This window comes from Pandoraea norimbergensis (assembly GCF_001465545.3).
Classification (GTDB): Bacteria; Pseudomonadota; Gammaproteobacteria; order Burkholderiales; family Burkholderiaceae; genus Pandoraea; species Pandoraea norimbergensis.
In genome coordinates, this window is sequence record NZ_CP013480.3 from 2,491,753 (window position 1) to 2,515,195 (window position 23,443).

Below are 23,443 nucleotides of genomic sequence, written 5' to 3' on the forward strand. Positions count from 1 at the left end.
CGACTTCTGGAGATGAATGTGAAATACGACAGCATTGAACAGGTCGCCGTCATCGGCACCGGCGTGATCGGTGCGAGCTGGGCGGCTTACTTTCTCGCACGCGGTCTGCGTGTTTCCGCATGGGACCCGGCGCCCGGCGCGCGCGAGCGACTACGCGAAACCGTCGATGCGCATTGGCCGACGCTGGTTCGCATCGGCCTCGTCGCCGACGCGTCACGCGATGCACTCACGTTTCACGACACCCTCGAAGGGGCGCTGCAAGGTGCGGACTTCGTGCAGGAGAGCGGTCCGGAGCGCGAAGACCTGAAACAGGATCTCTTCCGTCGCATGGACGCGGCGCTGGCGCCGTCGGTGGTGATCGCATCGAGTTCGTCGGGCTTGCTGATGAGTCGTGTGCAGTCGGTGTGTCAGCACCCCGGACGCGTAGTGCTTGGCCATCCGTTCAATCCCCCGCACCTGATTCCGCTGGTCGAGGTCATTGGCGGCGAGCAATCGTCGGCCGAGGCCATCGCAACGGCGATGGCGTTCTACCTCGCGATCGGCAAGCGTCCGATCCATGTGCGCAAAGAGGTCAAGGGGCACATCGCGAATCGCTTGCAGGCGGCGCTCTGGCGCGAGGCGATTCATCTGGTCGATACCGGCGTCGCGTCGGTGGCCGACATCGATGACGCCATCGCCTACGGCCCGGGGCTGCGTTGGGCGGCATTCGGTCCGTTCCTAAATTTGCATCTCTCGGGCGGCGCAGGCGGCATCGGTCATCTGCTGGAACATCTCGGGCCGCCTATCGAATCGTGGTGGGCCGATCTGGGCGAGCCAACGCTGACCGACGAACTCAAGGCCCGCATCGTCGCTGGTGTCGACGCTGAGCTGGCCGGACGCGGCAACGCGCGCATCGAAGCGCAGCGCGACGCGGTCATTCTCGGCATTCTCGCCAACAAGCCATAAGCCGCAAGTCGAACGTGGTCGGTCAAAAACAATACGCCGTAAGCCGGGCTGCCTCGCGAAGCCGTCGCGCCCGTACACATCAGGAGACAGGCATGAGCAAACCGAAGGTCATCGTCACCATCGCCCCCACGGGCGGCATGGCGTACAAGTCGCAGAACCCCCATCTGCCCACGCAGCCAGACGAAATCGCGCGCGACGTCTACGACTGCTACAACGCCGGAGCGAGCGTCGTGGCGATTCATGCGCGGCGTCCAGGCGACGACGGCGCCACTTGCGACCCGGCGATCTATCGCGACATCAACCGCCGCATTCGCGACAAGTGCGACATCGTCATCAACAACTCCACCGGCGGTGGCGTGCACGGCGACATGATCGGGCAGCGCGACAGCGGCTATTGGGAAATCCTCTGGGAAGAGCGTCTCAAGGGCATGGATGCCGGTGCCGAAATGTGCACGCTGGACGCCACCACGATCATCGCGAGCTTCGGCGGCAAAGAGCTGCTGATGCATACCTCGCCCGAGCGCTCGAAGCATCTCGCCATCGAGATGAAGAAGCGCGGCATCAAACCCGAGTGGGAAGTCTTCAGCCCGACGCACATCGTGCAAGACCTGGCCACGCTCACGGCGGCCGGCTTCGACGATGAACCGTTCTTCGTGAATCTGGTGTTGGGCGTGCATCGCGGTTTCCAGAACGCCATGCCGTACACGCCGCGCGTGTTGCAGTCGATGGTCGATCTGTTGCCCAAGGGCAGCATCTTCTGCGTGAGCGGTATCGGTCCGGCGCAACTGCCGTCGGCGATGAACTCGCTGCTGCTCGGCGGCCATGTGCGTGTAGGGCTGGAAGACAACCTGTACTACGAGCAAGGCGTGGTCGCGACCAACCAGCAACTGACCGAGCGCGTCGTGCGTCTCGTTCGCGAGATGGGCTATGAACCGGCAACCCCGGCCGAAGCCCGCGAAATCATGGGCCTGCCGCGCAATCGCGAAGTGTTGCCGGAGTTTGCCGTGCGTTGATGTTTCGTCGCGCGTCGCACGCTGTACGGCCCCAAAAATACAAGACAAGGAGACATGTCACATGGCGGCAAACAGGTTCACACGCAGTTATTCGTTTTCGTCGGCGTTCTCGTTGGCGTTCTCGCTGAGCGCACTGTCGCTATGCGTTGCCGCGTTGACAGCGCCGACGCTGGCGCACGCACAACCTGCCACCGTCACCATCGGCGTGACGTTGTCGACGACGGGGCCGGGCGCATCGCTGGGCATTCCGGAGAAGCAGGCCATCAGCATGTTGCCACCGACACTGGGCGGCGTACCTGCGCGCTACATTGTGCTCGACGACGCCACCGATCCGACCATGGCGACGAAGAACGCGCGCCGTCTGGCGACTGAAGACAAGGCCGACGCCATCATCGGCTCGTCCACGACACCGGCGTGTCTGGCGGTGGCGGCCGTGGCGCTTGACACGCGCACGCCGCAGTTGGGGCTGTGTCCGTTCGTGCCGAGTACGGCGCAGATGCGCTATGTCTTTTCGCTGCCGCAGTCGGTGGCGGTGATGGCCGATGCCGTGCTCGACGATATGAAGGCGCACAAGGTCAAGACGCTCGGCTTCATCGGCTTCTCCGACTCGTATGGCGAGGCGTGGCTGAAGGACATTCAGACACGGGCGGCGGCGCGGCAGATTCAGGTGGCGCCGGTTGAGCGCTATGGCCGCAACGATCAGTCGGTCACGGCGCAAGTCCTCAAGCTGCAAGCGGCCAACGTCGATGCCGTGATCGTCGCCGCGAGTGGCACGCCCGGCGCGTTGCCGATGAGCACCTTGCGCGAGCGCGGCTATAAGGGACGGATCTATCAGACGCACGGCGTCGCCAATAACGACTTCCTGCGCGTGGCGGGCAAAAGTGCCGAAGGCGTGATCCTGCCGGTGGGCAACATCCTTGTCGCCGAACAACTGCCCGGCAATCACCCGGGCAAGGCCGTGGCGACCGACTTCGCCAAGCGCTACGAAGCGCAGTACGGGGCCGGGTCGCGCAACCTGTTTGCGGGCTACGCGTACGACGCTTATCTGGTGCTCGATCACGCGGTGGCGGTGGCGGCCAAGCAGGCGCAGCCGGGCACGCAGGCGTTTCGCGACGCACTGGTCACGGCCATTGAGCAGACGCGCGGGTTGGCAGCCACGCACGGCATGATCAACATCAACGCACAAGACCACTCGGCGTATGGCCAAGACGGTCGCGTGCTGGTTACGGTCAGGGGCGGCAAGTGGACGATCGACTGAGCGCACAGCAGCGGCGTCTCGCCACGCCGGACATCGAGCGCGACGTGCGTGCGGACGGCAGCTTCGTGATCCGCTCACGCGCCACGCTGGGTGAATTTTCGCGCAGTCCGGCCGACTGGCTCGTGCAGTGGGCCGGGCGCACGCCCGACGCAACGTTTGTAGCAGAGCGCTGGTTTGGCGGCGCGGACGAAGGGCGCGGGTTGTGGCGGCGTGTGACGTATGGCGAAGCCCTCACGGCCGCGCGAGGCATCGGTCAGGCGCTGCTCGATCTCGATGTGCCCCGCGACCGGCCGGTGGTGATCCTGTCGGACAACAGCGTGAACCATGCCTTGCTGGTACTGGGCGCGATGATGGCGGGCCGCCAGACGGCCATTGTGTCGTCGGTGTACTCGCGCATCGCCCGGGACATGAGCAAGTTACACGGCATTCTCGCGCGGCTCGATCCGGCGCTGATCTATGTCGAAGATGGCGAGACGTACGCCCGTGCGCTCGATGGCGCGCCGGTGCGCTGCCCGGTGGTTGCTACCCACAATGGGCGACCGGGCTGGCTGCGCTTCGACGATCTGGCGTCGACGCACGCCACCGTCGCACTCGACGCCGCCTTCGCGCAAGTCGTGCCCGACGATACCGCCAAGTTGTTGCTGACGTCGGGCTCGACCGGCAAGCCGAAGATCGTCGTCAACACGCACCGCATGCTCGCGGCGAATCAACAGATGATTGCGCAGTGCTGGCAGTTCATCGACAACGCCGCACCGGTCGTGGTCGACTGGTTGCCGTGGAGTCACACGTTCGGCGCGAATCACAACTTTCATATGGCGCTGCGCAATGGCGGGGCGTTCTATGTGGACGATGGCCGCCCGGTACCCGAGCTGATCGGCCGCTCGGTGGAAAGCCTGCGCGACGTATCGCCGACGCTGCACTTCAACGTGCCCAAGGGGTTCGAGGCGCTGGCGCCGTATCTGGAAAGCGACGACGATTTCGCCGCACGCTTTTTCGATCGCCTGCAAGTGTTGTTCTACGCGGCAGCGAGCCTGCCGCCTGCGGTGTGGCAGCGTTTCGAGCGGCTGGCGGCGCGTCATTGCCGCGAGGGCAGCGCGTTGCCGTTCTTCACCTCGGCGTGGGGCGCGACGGAAACCGCACCGCTCATCACCAGCGTGCACTTCCCGATTCCGGGGGCGGGGAACATCGGTGTCCCGGCGCCGGGCAATGAACTCAAGTTCGTCCCCAATGGCGACAAGCTGGAAATGCGCGTGCGAGGCCCATCGGTGTTTCGCCGTTATGCGGGCGACGAGCAAGCCACCGCCGACGCGTTCGACGACGAGGGCTTCTATCGCACCGGGGATGCCGGGCGTTTGAGCGACCCGGGCAATCCAAACGCCGGGGTGATCTTCGATGGCCGCGTGTCGGAAGATTTCAAATTGACGAGCGGTACATGGGTATCGGTAGGCGCTTTGCGTTTGCGCGCCGTGAGTGCGCTTGCGCCATTGGCGTCGGACGTCGTCATCACCGGTCACGACCGCGACGAAATCGGTTTGCTGATCTTTCCGTCACCCGCGCTGCGCAAGACGGCAGGCGATGCGACGGCCCAGCACACGGGCAAGTTGTTGGCGTCACACGAGGCGGTGCGGGCGCTGATACAGCAGGCGCTTGCGGGACTCGCGGAGGACGCCGGCACGTCGCAACGTGCCGCGCGCGCTGCGATTCTTTCGTCGCCGCCGTCGCTGGAGCAAGGGGAGATTACCGACAAGGGCTACGTCAATCAGCGCGCGGTGCTGAATCTTCGCGCTGAGGATGTGGCACGGCTGTATTCCGATTGCACATCGGTGATCCATCTGCCGGTGCAACTATCGGTCTGACGCAAGGTTGGGGGAAGTGGGGCGGAAGCGACAGCGCGCCGACGGCAATCTGAGCCGTCGGCGCGCGAAGTCGCTTGAAGTTGAATTAACGAAGCGTGTCAGGCCAAGGCTTCGCCGTGACTTTCCGGCAGGAAGAAGTAGACGATGATGGCCGCGAGCAGGAAGAACCCGGCCGTCGCGCCGAGGGCGGCACTCACGTTTTCACCGCGTGACAGCAGGCCGACGGCAGCCGGTGCCAGCGCACTGGCGGCACGCCCGGTGTTGTAGATGAAGCCCTGTGCCGTGGCACGCACTTGCGTCGGAAACATCTCAGCAAAGGTCGGCGCGAAACCGCTATAGAACCCCGTCCCGAAGAACGCCACGACCGGGCCGAAGGCGAGCAGCAGCATCGGTTCGCGAATCGCCACGTAAAGCGGCACCGTCACCGCCGACACCAGGAAGAAAAGCAGAAACGACTTGCGGCAACCAATGCGGTCTGCGATGTAGCCGAAGCACACGAAGCCCGCTGCCGCACCGATCTGCATGATCACGATCCACGTGGTCGAGCGCATGAGGTCGAAGCCCGGGCCGCCCTGATCAATCGGCGTCGACAAATACGCCGGAATCCACGTGAACAAGCCCCAGTAGCCGCACATGGCGGCCGCCGTGAAGGCGAGGCCGACGAAGGTACTGCGTGCATAGGGGCCGAACAACATGCTGAGCGTCTGACCGAGCGTGAGACGCACGCGCTGTTCACGCCAGATGGCGGGCTCTTCCACATGGCGGCGCACCCAGAACGCGAGCACCGTCGGCAATAGACCAAAGGCAAACACCCAGCGCCAGCCGAAGTGCGGCAGGATGACCGCCGCCACGATGGCCGCCACCGCGTAACCGACGGCAAACGCGCTCTGCACCCAAGCCATCACTTTGGCGCGATGCTCAGCAGGCCACGTTTCGGTAATGAGCGCTGCGCCGGCCGACCATTCGCCGCCAATTCCCAACCCCAGCAAAAAGCGGAACACGAGCAATTGCGTGACCGAATCGGCAAAGCCGCAAAGCGCGGTGCCGATCGAGTAGCAAAGGATCGAGAGAATCATCGAGCGCGTGCGGCCGATGCGATCGGCGAGAAAGCCGAAGAACAGGCCGCCGAACGCTGTTGCCAGCAGCGTGAGCGAGGCAATCATGCCCGCTACGCCCTTGTCGAAGTGCAGATCGACGCTGATGTAGCGAATCACCATCGCGAAAAGCATCAGATCCATGATGTCGAGCATCCAGCCGATATAGGCCGAACCGAATGCCCGCCATTGCGCCGGGCTAGCGCCGCGATACCACGCCCGGCCCGCTGCGCCCGCCGGTTTCAGGGCGGTCGTACCAGTGTCCATTCTTGTCTCCTTCATGGAACTCATCCTAATGTCATGTCTCGTGTATCGATTATCGATACGTATGGACATGATTTCGTTTGAATGGTAGCAGGTCGCTTCGAAGTGGTGTCTCGTGGTAAACCATAAATAGTGCTTTGCGTATCGATAGTCGATACTAAATGCGGAGATTGTTCCGGAAGTGGGGCAGTCAGGGTTCAGAAGGATTCAGCGCCACGCGGACGGGTTGTCTTGCGGGCAGGTCTTAGGAGATTGAGAAGTGAAGCCGTTTCAATTGCGTTTGTATGAGGATGTCATTGCGCCCAACCATCCGCCGGTTTATCTGCCGGCGGCCCGTCGGGCGATTTACGTCGTGCGTGGCGATGTGGCGATCGAATTCGACACCGGCGCGCAGCATCACGTTGCAGAAACCGCGTGGTTGGGTGAGGACGATGTCGCACTGAGCGCGGGCAGTGAGGGTGTGACGTTGTGGCGTTGGGAGTTGATGTCGGGCGATGCGCCGACGCCCGGGGAAATTGCCTCGGCACCGGGGGCGTCGTCGACGCTCAAACTCGATGCACCGATCGAGCTGGACCCGCGCCAACGCTGGCTCATGCGCTGCGACAAGGTACAATTCCCCCCCGGCGGCGTAGCGCATACGCACGTGCATCAGGGCCCCGGTGTGCGTTGCACGCTCGAAGGCGAGATCACGATCGAGACACTCGGTGCGTCGCACACGCACAAGGCGGGCGAGGCTTGGCTGGAACTTGGTCATGCCCCTGTGCTGGCGCCGACGACTGAATCGCGCGATACGACATTCATCCGCTGCTTCATCCTGCCGCGCGCGTGTCGCAATCGCAGTTCGATTCGGTACGTGCGCCCTGAGGACGCGAACAAGAACAAGCCGCAGCGCTATCACGTATTCGGCGAGCGTTTCATCTCGCTCGACGCGCAATAGCCGCCACGCGACAGTGACAAAGGACACGCAGTGAAACGATCGAAGGACACTCCGGCAGACGTCATGTCGACGCCACGCAGCACGCAATCGACGCGCCAACCCGAGCTGGGTGGTGCGATGACGGGTGTTGCCGGCGATGAACCCAACACGTCGTCGACTTCGGTCATTTCGCTGCGCATTCTGGAGTTGCTGGCTGAGCGCAATGCCGAGTGCGGCGTGACGCATCTCGCCGAAGCGCTCGGCGTGCCCAAGGCGCGCGTGCACCGGCATCTGACGGCATTGCGGCAAGAGGGCTACGTGGTGCAGAACCCGCGCTCAAGCCGGTATCGCATTGGCTGGCGTCTGTTCCTGTTGGGGCAGAAACTGGTCAAGCAGTTCGACGTGGTAGGGCTGGCGCGTCCGGTCATGGAGGAGTTGCGCGACGCGGTCGGACAGACCATCGTCATCAGCTCGTTCACCGAGACCGATGTGGTGGTGCTCGACGTGATGCGTGGGCGTAGTCCGCTGGAGATTCTGTTGCACCCGGGCACGCAGTTCAAACTGCATAGCGTGGCGCAGGGCAAGATCGCGCTGGCGTTTGGTGCGCCTGAACGGCGTGAGGCCGTGCTGGCCGGGCCGCTCGATGCTTGCACGCCGCATACGATCACCGACACGATGCGGCTCTCGCATGAGTTGGCGCTGGTGCGCGAGCGCGGCTGGGCCGATGCGCCGGAAGAGGTTTTTCTCGGCGTGAACGCGTTGGCTGCGCCGATTGTGCAGGATGATGGTTCGCTGTTCGGCACGCTCGCGATCGTGGGTTCGATCCACTATCTGCCAGCGCATCCGAATCCGCAGACGGTGGCTGCGTTGACCGACGCCGCCAAACGTATTTCACGTTTGCTGGGTGGTGAGCGCGGCGGTTGACGCTACGGCAGTGATGCGGCGCACCGGTGGCGCCGCAGTCGCTTACATCCGCAATAGGGCAGCGGTGGCAATCGTCAGCACGAGCAACATCATGTGCGTGAGTTGCAGCCCTTCCTGACGAATCCAGTACCCGAACCACAGGCCGCCGATCATCATCAGCAGCCACGCGGCAGCCAGTGCCGTGAGTCCGAACATTCCCCAATGAATTCCTGTGGCGTCCGACCCTGCGGACGCCAGCGCAATGGCCAGTTGCCCGCCGCCATAGGCGAGGCAAATCGCGGCAATCCCCTGCAAGACAATCATCGCGATCAGCGCCATTACGGCCAGCGCTTTGGCATGGACTGCGCGGCGCAATAGGGAGATGTCGATAGCGGGTGCCTCGCGCAGCGGCGACATGCTCAGCGTTCGGCCGATGGCTCCGGTGGACGCGCCGAACGCGACCAGATTATTGAGCGCCGCGATCGCAGACCAGACTGCAAGGCCGAGCGTCACTACGCATTTGAAGACGACGAAGGCATCGACGGAACCAAACATCTCAACTCACTCCTGCGGCGGGGAGGGCTCGCGCATATTGCGGCGAACGCTCGACTTTTGTGGGTAGGCCAAAGCATAGGGGAGTGATGAAAATTATGCAATACGATGCTTGGGTAATTGCTGAGGTTTGAGCATTGGGACTCAGTCCGCCTATGCCGGTGAGAGAAAAGGCGAGGGGCGTTACTAAACATCTGAATGGATGTCACAGGACGACGAGAACCGAATACGATTTGCCAAACGAATAGAAGTACAACGGGGGAGACGACGATGACTTTCGCGCGGGGTGCTCGGTGGTTGGCGGCAGTCGCTTTGATGGTGGCGACAAATGCGTTTGCAGATGCTGCATCGGATCAGGTGAGCCGATCCAATGCAGCGACGCGTTTGTTCATGGACTTTTGCCTTGGGACGACTGGTGATTTTGCGAAGGTCAACGGTCTGGCGACCCAGAATCACCTGCCGTTCGTGAGGGCGGATTTTGCACCGCACTTTTTGGGGGGGAAAGCGGGGCGCGTATGGAGTGCGACGAATTCGCTTGGCGAGTTTGTCATCATCGGGACCGAAGACAACACGTGCCAGGTATGGGCGAAGCAAGCGGATGCGCCGACCTCGATTCAACACTTCAATCGGATCGTCTCGGGGGTGCCCCGCCCGGGACTCGTCGTCAAGCTCGTTAAAGATGAAACGTTGAGTGGTAAGGACGGCGCTTATCGTGTCGTCGCGTACCTGATGCGACGCGACGATCAAGTCAATGGCATGCTCGTGAGCATCATTTCCAGCGAATCGACCACCGCCGCCGTCCAAGTGCGTCTGAAGATTCAAGCGGCTGCCGACCGGTGATTCTGCGGCAAACACCCCAACCCCTTGAGCGTCGCATGCACCGCTTCATCGAGCGGGGTATGCGGTTCACGCCCCAGCGCATTGAGAAGGTGTGTGTTGTCCATGCGCACCGGGCGCGACCACAGGTAACGCATCTCCAGCAACTCGCGCAGCGTCGTGACGAACGGCGCGGCGGCCCACACGACCCACCACGGAAAGCGGCGTGATTTGACGTCCACGCCATATCGGCGCATCACGCGTGTAATCGCCCCCGCCATTTGTGACCCGTCGCTATCCCAATGGCCGGCCATATGGAAGTTAGAAAACGTCGGCAACGTGTCGCGGCGCTCGATCAGCGCAACCATCGTGCGCGCCACGTCCGGCAGATACGACCATTGATGACCCACCCCCGGCGCATTCGGCACTTGCACGATCTTGGCCGTCTGCCCCGGCTTGACGAGCCCCTGACCAAACCAGCTATTGCCCGCGTGCGGCCCAAAGAAGTCGCCAGCGCGCACGATGATCGTCGCCACACCCTGACGGCTGGCTGCCCGCAGACGTGACTCCATTTCCACGCGAATCTTGCCCTTGCGCGTCAGCGGGCGTTGTTCTGCATCTTCACGCAGTACCGGAAAGGCATCCGGGCCGAAGTTGTAGACCGTGCCCGGCAGCACGATCGTCGCGCCATGCGCCGTGGCGGCCGCGATAGTGTTGTCGAGCATCGGCAGTACCTGTGTCGACCAGTTGCGGTAGCCCGGCGGGTTGACGGCATGCACGATCACGTCGCAATCCTGCGCAGCGCCCAGCACATCCTCGGCGCTCATGGCATCCCCGTCGGTCCATTCGATACCGAGATTCGGCGCATCGTTGTGCGGCGTGCCGCCACGACGCATGGCTCGAACTTGCCAGCCGGCCGCCAGCAATTGCACAGCCACTTCGCCGCCGATCCCGCCCGTTGCCCCCAGCACCAGTGCGCGTGACGCTTTCTCGTGGCTCATGATGTCGCTCCCAAAACGTTGTCGATGGGGGCCATTCTCCGCGCGAACGGATTCAAATAAAATTGCCTAAATACGTCCATCGGCTATACATTTTTGTATGACATCAAATCTCAGTTGGGATCTCTGCCGGACGTTTCTTACCGTGCTGACCGAAGGGTCGCTCTCGGGCGCGGCGCGCGCACTCGGTATCACGCAACCCACTGCCGGCCGTCACATTGCCGCATTGGAGGAGGCGCTTGGCCAGACGCTCTTCACGCGCTCGCAAACGGGATTGATGCCGACCGACGCGGCAGAGTCGTTGCGCCCGCATGCGCAAGCCATGCAGCACACGGCGTCAGCCTTCGAGCGCGCGGCAGCCAGTCGAGACGATGGCGTGAACGGGGTCGTGCGAATCTCCGCGAGTGAAGTGGTCGGGGTAGAGGTGCTACCGCCCATGTTGACGGCACTGCGCCGCGCCCATCCGCTGCTGTCAGTCGAACTGGTGCCGACCAACCGGATACAGGATCTGTTGCACCGCGAGGTCGACATTGCCGTGCGCATGGCACCACCGCAGCAGGACGCCCTGATTGCGCGTCGCGTCGGCAGCATCGACATCGGCCTGCATGCGCGCGACGACTATCTGGCCCGCTACGGTGCGCCGGCCACGCTGGCCGATCTGGCCAACCACACGCTGATCGGCTTCGATAGCGTGACGCCGTTCATCCGGGCCGCGACGGCGGGCGTGCCGGAATGGTCTCGCGACGCGTTTGCATTTCGTGCGGACAACGATCTGGCCCAACTGGCCATGATCCGGGCAGGGTATGGCATCGGCGGCTGTCAGGTGCCGATTGCGCGGCGTGATGCACGACTGGTGCGCGTACTGCCCAATGCGTTTCGCTTCAAGCTCGTCACGTGGGTGACCATGCACGAAGACCTGCGTCAGAGCCCGCGTTGCAAGGTCACGTTCGACGCGCTAGTGGCCGGATTGTCTGCCTACATGGCCGTTTGAGCCCAAATATCGCGTGTCAGCCGTTAAATTTGATGATATACAATATATCAATAATTTTAACGATCACGAGACACTCACTGCGCCATGTTCGATCCCGCATTGTTCGGTCGGATGTCGCCCGGGGTATTCACGCCCGGGCGTCCTTTGGCGGCGTCAGCGCAAGACGACGCCACTTCAGCCACCCCGGCGCCGGCACTCGCCGCGCCTTCATCGCTTCCCGTATCGCTACCTCCCGGACGTCATCCTCTTGGGTTGAGCGAAGTGCGTGACGCGGTGCTGTACGTGCCGCCCGATTTACCGACGGACAAGCCCGTCCCGCTTTTCGTGATGTTTCACGGCGCGGGCGGCTTTCCCGAGAAGGTGTTGCCGTTCATCGAGCCGCATGCCGACCGTCATGGGTTTCTCGTGCTCGCGCCGCATTCCACGTTTCCCACATGGGACATCGTGATCGGCGGCAACGGCCCCGATCTCGAACGCTTGCAACAGGCTTTCGGCATCGTCGCCTCGCGCTATTCGATCGACACCGCTCACGTCGCGTTTGCGGGTTTTTCGGACGGCGCAAGCTACGCGCTGTCCATCGGCGTCACCAATGGCGATATCGCCAGTCACGTCATCGCATTCTCCGGCGGCTTCATGTCGATCTTCGTGCAGGAAGGGCAGCCGCGCGTGTTCATCGCCCATGGGTTGATCGACGAACAACTGCCCATCGCTACGAGCGGGCGCAACAACGCCAACAAGCTCAAGGCATCGGGCTACGACGTCGAGTATGTCGAATTCGATGGCTTGCACATCATCGAACCGGGTGTGGTGGCACGTGCCATCGACTTCTTCCTCGCCTGATCGCACGCGGCCGGCAGGCCATGCGGGCGCGGGCTCCACGCATTACGGGGAGTGCCGTACATGGATTTCGAAATTCCGGAGTCGTTGATTCATCCACTGTTGCAGCTAATCGGTACCGACTCACCGCTCGGCAAACAGATGACCGCCTATGGCGTGTGCCGAGGCAACATTCTGGTGTCGAGCGAATGGTTCGACGCCAAGTCGCTCAACACGCTCTACGTGCTGTGCAAGTCGCAGAACGAGCGCGCGCTGATGTTCCAGATGCTGGCGCTCGATAACGTCTACAACGCCCCGCAGGCGCGCGTGATTCCGAGTCTCGACAAGTTGGTGCCGGGGCTCGTCGCCTATCTCGCGCGTGACGTCATCGACGGCTGGCTGTATCAGCGGCATCGAGATGGCGCGCTGTTGCCGTGGCTGGTGCGCCGCCTGCGTTATGTCGAGCCGGAGCAGGGCTCGCCGTATGTCGTGTTGGACATGCTGGCCAACACGATGCAATCGGCCAATTTGAATGCGTCGGAGCATCGCCCGCGTCGCTCGGGCATGACGACCTCGCTGGTGTTCACGCGCGACGACATCGTCAACCGCACCATTCCCGAGTTGCTTGCCGAGTTCGGTTTCTACAAGGAATGCGCAGAGTTCAAACACGAATACGAGCAACATGCGCAGCGCTTTCTGAAGTTGCAGCGCGCATTCGGTGCGCAGTTCGTGATGCGCCGTGCGGCGTTTTCCGTCGATCCGAAAGGGGCCACTGAACTGGTGCGCGTGGTCGAGGGCGTGACGGCCAAATGCGTGAACGACGAGGAGCGGTTGGAGCGCAATTTCGAAATGGCCTGCGATGCGGATTTCTGGCGCAATGCCGAGATCGCCTCGGCGTTCGAGACCATTCCGCTGCACTGCTATGTGCACGTCTTCCATTTGGACTGGCACCGCAATCTTTGGGTGCACGTGCAGAACATCAGCGAGTACGAATACCAGCCGGCATTGCGCGACAAGCTGGTACTGCCTGCACATCATCACGATCTGATCGACATCCTCACGTCGAACATGGACACGATGATGCCCGACTTCGTGCCGGGCAAATCGGGCGGCGCGACCATCCTGTGCCAAGGCGCGCCGGGTCTGGGCAAGACGCTCACCGCCGAGATCTATTCGGAAGTCGTCGGCAAGCCGCTGTACCGCGTGCACTCGGGGCAACTCGGCACGACGGCGGCGTCGGTGGGCGCCACGCTCATGGGCATCCTTCGGCGCGCCATGCGCTGGAACGCGATCCTGCTGCTCGATGAGGCCGACGTCTACATTCGCCGCCGCGATAACGACCTCGAACACAACGCCATCGTGGCGGAGTTTCTGCGCTCGCTGGAGTACTTCCACGGTCTGCTGTTCATGACGACAAACCGGATCGGCGACGTGGACGACGCGATTCTCTCGCGCTGTATCGCGACGATTCACTACGAGACGCCATCGCCCGCCGATGCGCGACGCCTGTGGCGCATGCAGGCGGATCAGGTCGGTGCGTATCTCGACGATGGGCTCATTGAAGTGCTGGCCAGCCGGTATCCCGACGCCAGCGGACGCGACATCAAGGAACTGATGAAACTCGCGAGCCGCTATTGCAAGGTCAGAGACCTGCCGTACACGGAGGATGTGTTCCGGCTGTGCGGGTTGTTCCGGGGATATCCGGGGTAAGCATTCAGCAGACGGGGAGGGGTGAGTGTTATCGCCGAACACTCACGCCGACCCATCCAATTTCCGAATACCTATCAACCAAACATTTAATTTCCCAATTCGAAACGCCCTGCGCATACTCCAAATCGCCAACACGCATTCAGCAGGCGAGGCAGAAAGACTGCGCCGATAAGCGGTCCGCCGATCCTGCTTCATTCAAGGAGACGATGCGGATGCAATTGGATGTTTCGAATGACGTCCTGGGCGCGATGCCCTCGACCGGGCAGGTGCACACCCATGCGCACCCTCATGTCCCTAATTCCAGCGCAAATACCCACGGCCTGAGCCCAAAGCTGCATAACGCCGATTTGGCGCCCACGAAGTCGGAGGGGCGGCGCTGGGGCCGGTACAGCATCTTTGCGTTGTGGACCAACGATGTGCACAACATCGCCAACTACTCCTTTGCCATCGGCCTGTTCGCATTGGGCCTGTCCGGCTGGCAGATGCTCGCATCGCTGGCGATCGGTGCGGCGCTGGTGTATTTCTTCATGAACCTGACCGGCTACATGGGCCACAAGACCGGTGTGCCGTTTCCGGTCATCAGCCGTATGAGCTTCGGCGTGTATGGCGCGCAGTTGCCGGCCATCATTCGTGCCGTGATTGCCATCGCGTGGTTCGGCATTCAGACCTATCTCGCGTCGGTCGTGTTGCGCGTACTGCTGGTTGCTGTCTGGCCCGCGCTCGCCGCCTTCGATCACAACGCCATCCTCGGTCTCTCGACCCTCGGCTGGGCTAGCTTTGTCGCCATCTGGCTCGTGCAGATCGCGATTCTGGCGTACGGCATGGAGATGGTGCGCAAGTACGAAGCCTTCGCCGGGCCGATCATTCTCGTCACGGTCACGTCGCTCGCCGCGTGGATGTACCACCGCGCGGGCGGGCACATCGCCATGTCCATCGGCGAGCCGCTGACCGGTGTGAAGATGTGGACCAAAGTGTTCGCGGGCGGGGCGTTGTGGCTGGCCATCTACGGCACGCTGGTACTCAATTTCTGTGATTTCACGCGGGCATCACCCAGCCGGAAAGTGATTCGCACGGGTAACTTCTGGGGCCTGCCGGTCAACATTCTGATCTTTGCCGTCATCAGCTTCGTGCTGGCCGGTGCGCAGTTCAGCCTGAACGGGCAGATCATCCACAGCCCCACGGAAATCATCGCGACCATTCCCGACAAGACGTTCCTCGTGCTGGGCTGTCTGGCGTTTCTCGTGGTGACGGTGGCCGTGAACATCATGGCGAATTTCGTTGCCCCGGCGTTCGTGCTCACGAGTCTGGCGCCGCATCGCCTGACATTCCGCCGCGCGGGGCTCATGAGTGCCACGATTGCCGTGCTGATCCTGCCGTGGAATCTCTACAACAGCCCGATCGTGATCGTGTATTTCCTCTCAGGACTCGGGGCATTGCTCGGGCCGCTGTACGGCATCATCACTGTCGATTACTGGCTGCTGCGCAAGACCTGCGTGCATGTACCGCATCTCTATACCGAAGCCCGCGAGGCGACCTATCACTACGCCCGTGGCGTGAATCCGAAAGCGATCATCGCGCTTGTGCCGTCGGCCCTTACCGCCGTCACCGTGGCGCTCGTACCTGCATTCAGCGCACTGACACCGTTCTCGTGGCTGCTGGGCGCAGCGATCGCCGGTAGCGTTTATTACGCAATTTCCGACCGTCGCCAGCCGTTCGAAGACTGCTCCGGCGAGCACTTCGCGGTCGACAGCGCTGCGCACTGAATTACCCCCAAGGAGTGCTTCATGAAAATACTCGTCGTGAACGTCAATACGACGACCGCGATCACCGACGCCATCGCGCACCATGCACGCACGGCGGCGTCTCCGGGCACTGAAATTGTCGGCTTGACGCCGCACTTCGGCGCCGAATCGGTGGAGGGCAATTTCGAGAGCTATCTCGCCGCCATTGCCGTCATGCAGCGTGTGCTCAGTTACGACCAGCCGTACGACGCCGTCATTCAGGCGGGTTATGGCGAACATGGCCGCGAGGGCTTGCAAGAGCTACTGAGTGTGCCTGTCGTCGATATCACTGAGGCGGCCGCGAGCGTTGCGATGCTGCTCGGTCATCGGTATTCGGTAGTGACGACGCTGGACCGCACTGTGCCGCTGATTGAAGACCGGCTGAAGCTGGCGGGGCTCGACGCACGTTGCGCGTCGGTACGTGCGAGCGGCATGCCGGTGCTGGAACTGGAGCGAGACCCTGTGCGCGCCGTGGAGGCTGTGGTGCAGCAGGCGGAACTCGCCGTGCGTGACGATCATGCCGAGGTGATCTGTCTGGGCTGCGGCGGCATGGCGGGGCTCGATGCGAAGATCCGCGAGCGCACCGGCGTGCCGGTCGTGGACGGCGTTTCTGCTGCCGTCGCGCTCGCCGAATCCTTGGTGCGGCTGGGACTGCGCACGTCGAAGGTGCGCACGTACGCGACGCCGCGCCGCAAGCAGATCGTCGGCTGGCCTGAAGCGTTGATGCGCTGAGCGCGCATCAGGCCCGCGCGTCCATCTTCGACCGGTCAGCCTTTCGCGGGCGCCTGTCGCCGAAGCACGACGTGCGTGGCCTTCTCCGAGGCGACAGATTTCACGCATTCGTATCCCAGCGCCCGCAAGTCCAAACCTTCGAACAGTGCTTCGCCACGGCCAAGCAAGATCGGCGAGATGGCAATGTGAAGCTCGTCGATAAGGCCCTCGCGAAGATATTGCCGAAGGGTGTCCGCGCCGCCGCCGATGCGCACGTCCTTGCCGCCGGCGGCCTCGCGTGCGCGATCCAGCGCCTCGTGAATACCGCCTGTGACGAAGTGGAACGTCGTGCCGCCTGCCATCTCGAGGGACGGGCGGGCATGATGGGTCAGAACGAAAACCGGTACGTGATACGGCGGGCTGTCGCCCCACCAGCCTTTCCAGTTCAAGTCGGGCCAGTCGCCACGAATCGGGCCGAACATGTTGCGCCCGAGAATCCATGCGCCGACATTCTCGAAGCCACGGGCGGCGAATTCATCGTCGACGCCGGTGGTCCCGCCGTCTTTGCCGAACAACTTCTGCTGGAAGGTGCGTGTCGGCAACAGCCACTGGTGCAGGTCCGTCCCGCCGATGCCGAGCGGATTGTTGATGTCCTGATCGGGCCCGGCGCCGTAGCCGTCGAGCGAAATGGTGAAACCGTTAACGCGAACTTTCGTCATCGTTTGCCTCCATTGGGCGTCTGGCAATGGCTCGCCAGCGGTGATTTGATACCTCTTTCCGGCTCATGACAATAAGTCATGAAACATCGCAACATTCTGATATGCGGGAAAACTAGAGGCGCGCGCGAGCGCAGGTCTGGATATATTGAACCCAGACCGGCGCCGGCATGACGGCCAGCTCTCGCAAGCCCCTCAGCCAGCGCCCGGACGCTCCCACAGGAGACGAGTGGCCGCCATGAGGGCGGCCCGGCGAGGAGACGCAGTGGAAACGCATGGCGAACTGCACCGGGCGATACTGAACAATATCCCGGATCAGGCGTGGCTCAAAGACACCGAGTCACGCTATATCCTCGTGAACGACGCCTTTATGGCCGCTTGCGGCCGTCCCGAGAAGGACATCATCGGCAGCACCCCCGACAAAGTCTGGTCGTCTGACTGGGGGCGTGTCTATCTGTCGACCGACCGCGCCGTGGTCATGAGCGGCGTGCGCCGCCGTTACGAGGAAAGCCGCCCCGGTGCCGATGGCGCGCCGCGCTGGTTCGATACCGTCAAGATGCCCGTGCGCGACGAACAGGGCCGCATTGTGGGCACCGTAGGCATCTCTCGCGACATCACCGACCGCAAACGCTCCGAAATGGCGTTGCTCGATTCCCGCGCCCAACTGCGGCAACTTTCGGCCTACCTGCAATCGGTGCGGGAAGCCGAGCGCACCCGGCTATCGCGCGAGCTGCACGATGAACTTGGGCAATGGCTGGGCGGACTGCGTCTCGGCCTCAATTACCTCGAAGCCCAACCGGGCACCGTGCCCCCGGATCAACCGGCCCACGTGCAGATGCTCAAGGAACTGGTCGACGCGACCATCGACGCGGTGCATCGCATTGCCGCCGACCTGCGCCCGGCCGTACTCGACGAACTTGGCCTGCATGCCGCGCTGGAATGGCTCACCGAATCGTTCACGCAGCGTCATGGTCTGCCTTGCGCACTGCATATGGCCGAAGACGTGACGACCGGGCTCGATAGCGAGTGCAGCACGGCCATCTTCCGCATCGTGCAGGAGTCGCTGACCAACGCGAGCCGCCACGGGCAGGCGTCGCAGGTGACGGTCACGCTGGATATGCGCGAAGGACACTGTCACGTCACCATTGCAGACGACGGACGCGGCATGGACACCGCTCTCGCCGGGCACAGCCAGCGACTGGGGCTGATGGGCATGCGCGAGCGCGCCCTGATGCTCGGCGGGGCGTTCGAAATTGACAGTCAGCCGGGGCAGGGCACGCGCGTCATCGCGCGCATCCCGCAGCATCCGGCGGGCGCTGACGGAGTGCCACGGTAATGCGCATCATGATCGCCGACGATCACGCGATCATTCGCGACGGCCTGAAAAAGATCATCTCAACCTCGCCCGATATGTGCGTGGTGTCCGAAGCCGTCGACGGTGCCGATGTACTCAATCGGCTTCGCCTGACCACCGTCGATGTGCTGCTGCTCGATATGTCGATGCCCGGCAAGAGCGGCATCGCTCTGATCCAGCAGATCAAGGCAACCTATCCGGCATTGCCGATATTGGTGTTGAGCATGTACCGGGAGTCGCAATACGCGGTGCAGGCCATTCGTGCGGGGGCGGCGGGTTATCTGACGAAAAACGCCGAGTCGGAGCAATTGATGGGAGCGATCCGGCGCGTGGCACGCGGCGGCACCGTCGTCTCGCCACTGGTGGCCGACAAGCTCGTGCGCCAGTTGCAGCAACCGGCGGAAGTCTTGCCGCACACGCGCCTCACAGCGCGCGAATTCCAGATCTTCCAGATGCTCGTCGAGGGCAGCGGCATCAACGACATTGCGCGTTGCCTGTCGCTCTCCAGCAAGACGGTCAGCACCCATAAGGCGAACATCCTCACCAAGATGGATATCGCCTCCACCGCCGGGCTCGTGCACTACGCCATCGAGCACGGACTGATCGTCGCCGGCACCGACGCCTGAGGGCGTTGTTCGTACGTTTTCAACGCATTGCTACGTTGCCCCGACCTCCGTCGGCGGCCAGCGTATGCACGCCCATTTCCCCCGCAAATCAATGCTGCACCGCGTCTAGGGAAATTCTTAGACGAAAACCAGCAAATCCCGATGCCCCGCGTCGAGGCACTCCCATAACCTGAGTACCAGTACAAACCCACTAAGGCCAGTCCAGTCCCGACAAGCGGGGCGAATGCCGAATGCCACCCCGGCCGCCGTTACACCGCAATTGCATCCCATATCAACAACAACATCGACAACATTCGAGACCTGAGGAGACCGCACCATGCATGTGGACCTGCTGATCAACAACGTGTGCGTGCGCGATGAAGCGCCGCTCGTGGACATCGCCATCAAAGGCGGGCGCATCGTCGCGCTGGAGCCCGGTATCGACGCCTCGGCCGACGAAATCATCGACGCGCAGGGACGGGCGGCGATCCCCGGTCTCATCGAAGCTCACCTGCATCTGGACAAGGCGCTGCTCCATCGCCGCCTGCCTGCGCGCTTCGGCACGCTCGATGAAGCCATTCGCGTGACCGGCATTCTCAAGAGCAAGCAGGAGCGCGAGGACGTACTCGACCGCTCGCGTCAGGTGCTCGACATGGCGGTGAAGCACGGCACGGTGGCCGTGCGCGCGCACCCGGACGTCGATCTGATTCAGGGGCTGATCGGCGTAGAGACGCTGCTCGCGCTCAAAGACGAGTACAACAGCCTGCTCGACTTGCAGATCGTGGCGTTTCCGCAGGAGGGCATTCTCAAGTCGAAGGGCACCTACGAGTTGATGATCGACGCGTTGCGTATGGGCGCGGATGTGGTCGGCGGGTGCCCTTACAACGAGTTGAACTGGGACGACACCAAGCGCCACATCGACATCGTGTTCGAGCTGGCGCAACGCTTCGATGCGCCCGTCGACATGCACGCCGATTTTGCCGACGACACCAGCGATCAGCGCTTCGCGGCCATCTCCTACATTGCCCAGAAGACCATCGAGACAGGCTATCAAGGCCGCGTTTCCCTCGGCCACGTCACGAGCCTGGGGGCGCTCGACAACGACACGCTCGCACCCGTCATCGAACAGATTCGGCTCGCCGGCATCAGTATCGTGACGCTGCCTGCCACCGACCTTTATCTGGGCGGCCGCAAGGACCAGCAGAACCAGCGTCGCGGGCTCACACCGGTCAAGGCACTGCACAGCGCGGGCGTGAACGTCGCGTATTCGTCGAACAACGTGCGCAACGCGTTCACGCCGTTCGGCAAGGCCGACATGCTGCTCATCGGCAACTTGCTCGCCCACGTGGCGCAGTTCGGGGTGCCGGAGCATCAGCAGGCCATCCTCGACATGGGCACGCATAACGCCGCGCGCGCCATCGGTCTGTCGCACGACTACGGCATTGCCGTGGGCAAGCAGGCCGACCTCGTCATTCTCGATACCTACAAAGTTGCCGACGCGCTGCTCGATATCCCGCCTCGCTCATGGGTGATCAAGCGCGGGCGCATCACGGTGGTGACGGAGCATCGCTGCGAAATCCACCGCCATTCATGTTGTTGTGCGCAATGAAGTTCATATAAAACTCAAGGAGACAATCATGAAGAAGCTGCCTGCGGAAGTTGTTGCCTCGCTACTTGCTGTCACAACCATCCCGATTGCCATGCTGCCGCTGCACCTGCCGCCATGGGCGATCTTCATCAGTTGGGCTGCCACGTTCGCGATGGGCGGGCCGAGTCTGGTCAATCTCAAACGCATCTGGGCCACGTTGCCGGTCGGGTCGTTCTTCGCGTTCCTGATCGTGCTCGGTTTCAAACAGGCCTCGACGCAGTTCACCGGCAACACGCTCGTGCTGGCCGAGATGGTGATTCTCTTCACCGGCAACGGCACGATGATGGCGCTCGCTCGCGTGTTCCCGGGCCTGAACTTCATTCCGGGCATGTTCTTCGGCTTTGCCACGTACTTCGCCACGCTGTTCGGCGGTTTTGGCCCGGTGCCGCAAGACCCGATGGCGGCGCTCGGTGCGGCCATCGCCATGAACGCACTCGGCCCGGTGTACGCGTGGGTGAAGGAACGCTACTCGGCCCCGGAAGTCACGCATCACCGCAACTGGAAGGGCTGGAAGGCCGAAGTCTGAAGCCCACGACTGAAGCACATCAGTCTGCATGCCATCGCATGTGGCGGCGGGGCGCTTGCCGGTGTCGGGCGCGTCTCGCCGCGAGATAACACCACGCAGGGAGGGGGTATGACGTTTGCAGGAAAAACGGCTGCAAGGCCGTCGACGACACAGGCAACGGCCGCAGGGCTGTCAGCGACACATTCAAGCATGACGGGAGACGGCGGCACCACGCGCCGCGATTTTTTGATGAGCACGGCGGCGCTGGCTGGCAGCGCAGTGTTGCCCGTCGCGACTGCCGCAACCGCAGAGGCTGCTACTGCGGCATCGGCACCGGCAGCATCCGCAGCATCCGCCACACGTGGCGATCCGCGTCTCGCGCAGTCGACGCGCGGCATGGTGACCAGCCCGCACGAACTCGCCAGCGAGGCCGGGCTTGAAGTGTTGCGCGCAGGCGGCAACGCCATCGAAGCTGCGATTGCCATCGGTGCCGTGCTGAGCGTGACGTATCCGCATTTCACCGGACTGGGCGGCGATGCGTTCATGGTCATCAGCGATCGCGATGGCAACGTGCGCACGCTCTCCGGTATCGGGCAATCGGCGGCAAAGCTGCCGGCCTATCGCGGGGAGATTCCCGTGCGCGGACCGGGCGCCGCACTGACAACGGCGGCGACCGTTGCGATCTGGGAGAAGGCGTACGAATTCGGCCGCACGCAATGGGGCGGCAAGCAGGCGTGGTCGTCGCTGTTCTCGCGGGCCACTGAATACGCGGCCAATGGCTTTCCGGTCACGCCGTCGCAGCAATTCTGGCAGACGCTGCGTGCGAACGAACTTTCGGGCTGGGAAGGCTTCGCCTCGGTGTACATGCCGAACGGCCGCATTCCGCAAGCCGGAGAACAGTTTGTCCAACCGGCACTGGCGCGCAGTCTCGACAGCATCGCGACCCACGGCGGACGTGAATTCTACGAGGGCGATCTGGCCGCGCGCGTCGCGGCGGGACTGAAACGCGTCGGCTCGCCGCTCACGCTCGACGATATCGCCAAGACGCAGGCGCGCGAGGAAGTGCCGCTGCGCGTGGCGTATCGCGACGGCGAGTTGCTGGGGCTGCGTCCGCCGACCCAAGGGGTGACGACGCTTGAGATCATGGGCATTCTCAACCGCTTCGATCTGGCGTCGATGCCGGAGGGGAGCGCGGACTATTACCACGTACTGGTCGAAGCGGTGAAGCTCGCGTTCATCGACCGCAACCGGTATGTGGCCGACCCGGACTTTGTCGATGTGCCGGTCGATCGTTTGCTGGCAAGTGCGACGCTCGACGCCCACGCGCGAAGCATCCGCATGGATCGCGCGATGCCTTGGCCGCATGTGTACAAGACGGGCGACACCGTCTATATCGGCGCCACGGACAGCGCTGGCAACTGCGTGAGCATGCTGCAAACGGTCTATTTCGACTGGGGCAGCGGCGTGGTGCTGGGCGACACGGGCGTGCTGTGGCACAACCGGGGCGCGTCGTTCAGTCTCGACGAGAGCAGTCCGAACGTGCTGCGTGCGGGCAAGCGGCCGTTCCACACGCTCAATCCGGGCATGTATCTCAAGCAGGGGCGTCCGCACCTGCTTTACGGCACACAAGGTGCCGACGGTCAGCCGCAGACGCTGGCCGCCGTGCTCACCCGCCTGATCGACTACGGCATGGATCCGTTGACCGCACTCGGCCGCCCGCGCTTTCTACTGGGCAAAACGTTCTCGGACAGTCGCGACAGCCTCAAGCTGGAACAGGATGCCGGGGCGGGCGTGTTCACCGATCTTGCGGCGCGCGGGCATGAGATGAGTCCGTTGCCCGCCCAAAGCCAACTGGCCGGGCATCCCGGTGCCATTCGGATCAGCGCGCAAGGGCAGATGAGCGGGGCGCACGACCCGCGCAGTGACGGACGCGCACTGGGGGTGTGACGCCAGACTGGTTGAGCATCAGCGGAAAGCGCAGGAATTCGTGC

General features: G+C 63.0%; 21 protein-coding genes. 17 read left to right on the top strand and 4 right to left on the bottom strand.

The features are described from left to right. The first annotated feature begins 12 nt into the window (after window positions 1-12). The 4 genes from AT302_RS10955 to AT302_RS10970 all read left to right on the top strand — a co-directional run bounded on the left by AT302_RS10955 (window position 13) and on the right by AT302_RS10970 (window position 5,072). On the top strand, window positions 13-945 hold the full coding sequence (locus AT302_RS10955; RefSeq protein ID WP_058378465.1) for a 3-hydroxyacyl-CoA dehydrogenase NAD-binding domain-containing protein: 933 nt from the start codon (window positions 13-15) through the stop codon (window positions 943-945). Between the two features lie 92 nt (window positions 946-1,037). After that, window positions 1,038-1,958 (top strand): BKACE family enzyme, encoded by a 921-nt coding sequence (locus AT302_RS10960; RefSeq protein WP_058378466.1) that lies wholly within the window; start codon window positions 1,038-1,040, stop codon window positions 1,956-1,958. Window positions 1,959-2,019: 61 nt separating this feature from the next. Further along, window positions 2,020-3,216 carry an ABC transporter substrate-binding protein gene (locus AT302_RS10965; RefSeq protein ID WP_084656162.1) on the top strand — a complete coding sequence of 399 codons (1,197 nt, stop codon included), beginning with the start codon at window positions 2,020-2,022 and terminating at the stop codon, window positions 3,214-3,216. Next, window positions 3,201-5,072 carry a feruloyl-CoA synthase gene (locus tag AT302_RS10970; protein ID WP_058378467.1) on the top strand — a complete coding sequence of 624 codons (1,872 nt, stop codon included), beginning with the start codon at window positions 3,201-3,203 and terminating at the stop codon, window positions 5,070-5,072. Before AT302_RS10965 ends, AT302_RS10970 begins: the two co-directional genes overlap by 16 nt. Window positions 5,073-5,170: 98 nt before the next feature. Here AT302_RS10970 and AT302_RS10975 read toward each other — a convergent pair whose 3' ends face one another. Then, window positions 5,171-6,433, bottom strand: coding sequence for an MFS transporter (locus AT302_RS10975; RefSeq protein ID WP_058378468.1), 1,263 nt, complete (start codon window positions 6,431-6,433; stop codon window positions 5,171-5,173). Window positions 6,434-6,689: 256 nt separating this feature from the next. Here AT302_RS10975 and AT302_RS10980 point away from each other — a divergent pair, with 256 nt between their 5' ends. Beyond that, window positions 6,690-7,367, top strand: coding sequence for a cupin domain-containing protein (locus AT302_RS10980; RefSeq protein ID WP_058378469.1), 678 nt, complete (start codon window positions 6,690-6,692; stop codon window positions 7,365-7,367). Between the two features lie 30 nt (window positions 7,368-7,397). Continuing rightward, entirely contained in the window at window positions 7,398-8,270 is an 873-nt protein-coding gene (locus tag AT302_RS10985; protein WP_157125764.1) for an IclR family transcriptional regulator, read from the top strand. A gap of 42 nt (window positions 8,271-8,312) precedes the next feature. Here the strand turns inward: AT302_RS10985 and AT302_RS10990 are convergent, their stop codons facing one another. Further along, window positions 8,313-8,804, bottom strand: coding sequence for a DUF2165 family protein (locus AT302_RS10990; RefSeq protein ID WP_058378471.1), 492 nt, complete (start codon window positions 8,802-8,804; stop codon window positions 8,313-8,315). Window positions 8,805-8,999: 195 nt separating this feature from the next. Between AT302_RS10990 and AT302_RS10995 the strand changes: the two genes are divergently transcribed. Continuing rightward, the gene (locus AT302_RS10995) at window positions 9,000-9,641 is read left to right on the top strand and encodes an NMCC_0638 family (lipo)protein (RefSeq protein WP_157125765.1); all 642 of its coding nucleotides are present in this window, start codon (window positions 9,000-9,002) and stop codon (window positions 9,639-9,641) included. Here AT302_RS10995 and AT302_RS11000 read toward each other — a convergent pair. Then, complete coding sequence (locus tag AT302_RS11000; RefSeq protein WP_058378473.1) at window positions 9,620-10,618, bottom strand: NAD-dependent epimerase/dehydratase family protein; 999 nt, start codon at window positions 10,616-10,618, stop codon at window positions 9,620-9,622. The genes AT302_RS10995 and AT302_RS11000 overlap by 22 nt on opposite strands. 97 nt (window positions 10,619-10,715) lie before the next feature. Here AT302_RS11000 and AT302_RS11005 point away from each other — a divergent pair, with 97 nt between their 5' ends. The 5 genes from AT302_RS11005 (at window position 10,716) to AT302_RS11025 (ending at window position 16,645) form a co-directional block, all read left to right on the top strand. Continuing rightward, entirely contained in the window at window positions 10,716-11,606 is an 891-nt protein-coding gene (locus tag AT302_RS11005) for a LysR family transcriptional regulator (protein WP_058378474.1), read from the top strand. An 84-nt stretch (window positions 11,607-11,690) separates the two neighbouring features. Then, the gene (locus AT302_RS11010) at window positions 11,691-12,446 is read left to right on the top strand and encodes an alpha/beta hydrolase (RefSeq protein WP_237172121.1); all 756 of its coding nucleotides are present in this window, start codon (window positions 11,691-11,693) and stop codon (window positions 12,444-12,446) included. Window positions 12,447-12,506: 60 nt separating this feature from the next. After that, window positions 12,507-14,132, top strand: coding sequence for an AAA family ATPase (locus AT302_RS11015; protein ID WP_058378475.1), 1,626 nt, complete (start codon window positions 12,507-12,509; stop codon window positions 14,130-14,132). 212 nt (window positions 14,133-14,344) lie between these two features. Then, on the top strand, window positions 14,345-15,895 hold the full coding sequence (locus AT302_RS11020) for an NCS1 family nucleobase:cation symporter-1 (RefSeq protein WP_058378476.1): 1,551 nt from the start codon (window positions 14,345-14,347) through the stop codon (window positions 15,893-15,895). Between the two features lie 21 nt (window positions 15,896-15,916). Next, window positions 15,917-16,645, top strand: coding sequence for an aspartate/glutamate racemase family protein (locus AT302_RS11025; RefSeq protein WP_058378477.1), 729 nt, complete (start codon window positions 15,917-15,919; stop codon window positions 16,643-16,645). A 35-nt stretch (window positions 16,646-16,680) separates the two neighbouring features. Here the strand turns inward: AT302_RS11025 and AT302_RS11030 are convergent, their stop codons facing one another. Further along, window positions 16,681-17,343 carry a dihydrofolate reductase family protein gene (locus tag AT302_RS11030; RefSeq protein ID WP_058378478.1) on the bottom strand — a complete coding sequence of 221 codons (663 nt, stop codon included), beginning with the start codon at window positions 17,341-17,343 and terminating at the stop codon, window positions 16,681-16,683. A 262-nt stretch (window positions 17,344-17,605) separates the two neighbouring features. Here AT302_RS11030 and AT302_RS11035 point away from each other — a divergent pair, with 262 nt between their 5' ends. The 5 genes from AT302_RS11035 (at window position 17,606) to AT302_RS11055 (ending at window position 23,399) form a co-directional block, all read left to right on the top strand. After that, a complete protein-coding gene (locus AT302_RS11035; RefSeq protein ID WP_058378479.1) occupies window positions 17,606-18,676 on the top strand; it encodes a PAS domain-containing sensor histidine kinase in 1,071 nt (356 codons plus the stop codon). Next, on the top strand, window positions 18,676-19,320 hold the full coding sequence (locus AT302_RS11040; RefSeq protein WP_058378480.1) for a response regulator: 645 nt from the start codon (window positions 18,676-18,678) through the stop codon (window positions 19,318-19,320). The genes AT302_RS11035 and AT302_RS11040 overlap by 1 nt, the downstream gene beginning before the upstream one ends. 316 nt (window positions 19,321-19,636) lie before the next feature. Then, window positions 19,637-20,908, top strand: a complete 1,272-nt coding sequence (locus AT302_RS11045) for an amidohydrolase family protein (protein WP_058378481.1) — start codon at window positions 19,637-19,639, stop codon at window positions 20,906-20,908. A 28-nt stretch (window positions 20,909-20,936) separates the two neighbouring features. Then, window positions 20,937-21,473 (top strand): DUF1097 domain-containing protein, encoded by a 537-nt coding sequence (locus AT302_RS11050; RefSeq protein ID WP_058378482.1) that lies wholly within the window; start codon window positions 20,937-20,939, stop codon window positions 21,471-21,473. Between the two features lie 189 nt (window positions 21,474-21,662). Beyond that, window positions 21,663-23,399 (top strand): gamma-glutamyltransferase family protein, encoded by a 1,737-nt coding sequence (locus AT302_RS11055; protein WP_058378483.1) that lies wholly within the window; start codon window positions 21,663-21,665, stop codon window positions 23,397-23,399. The last annotated feature ends 44 nt before the right edge of the window (window positions 23,400-23,443 follow it).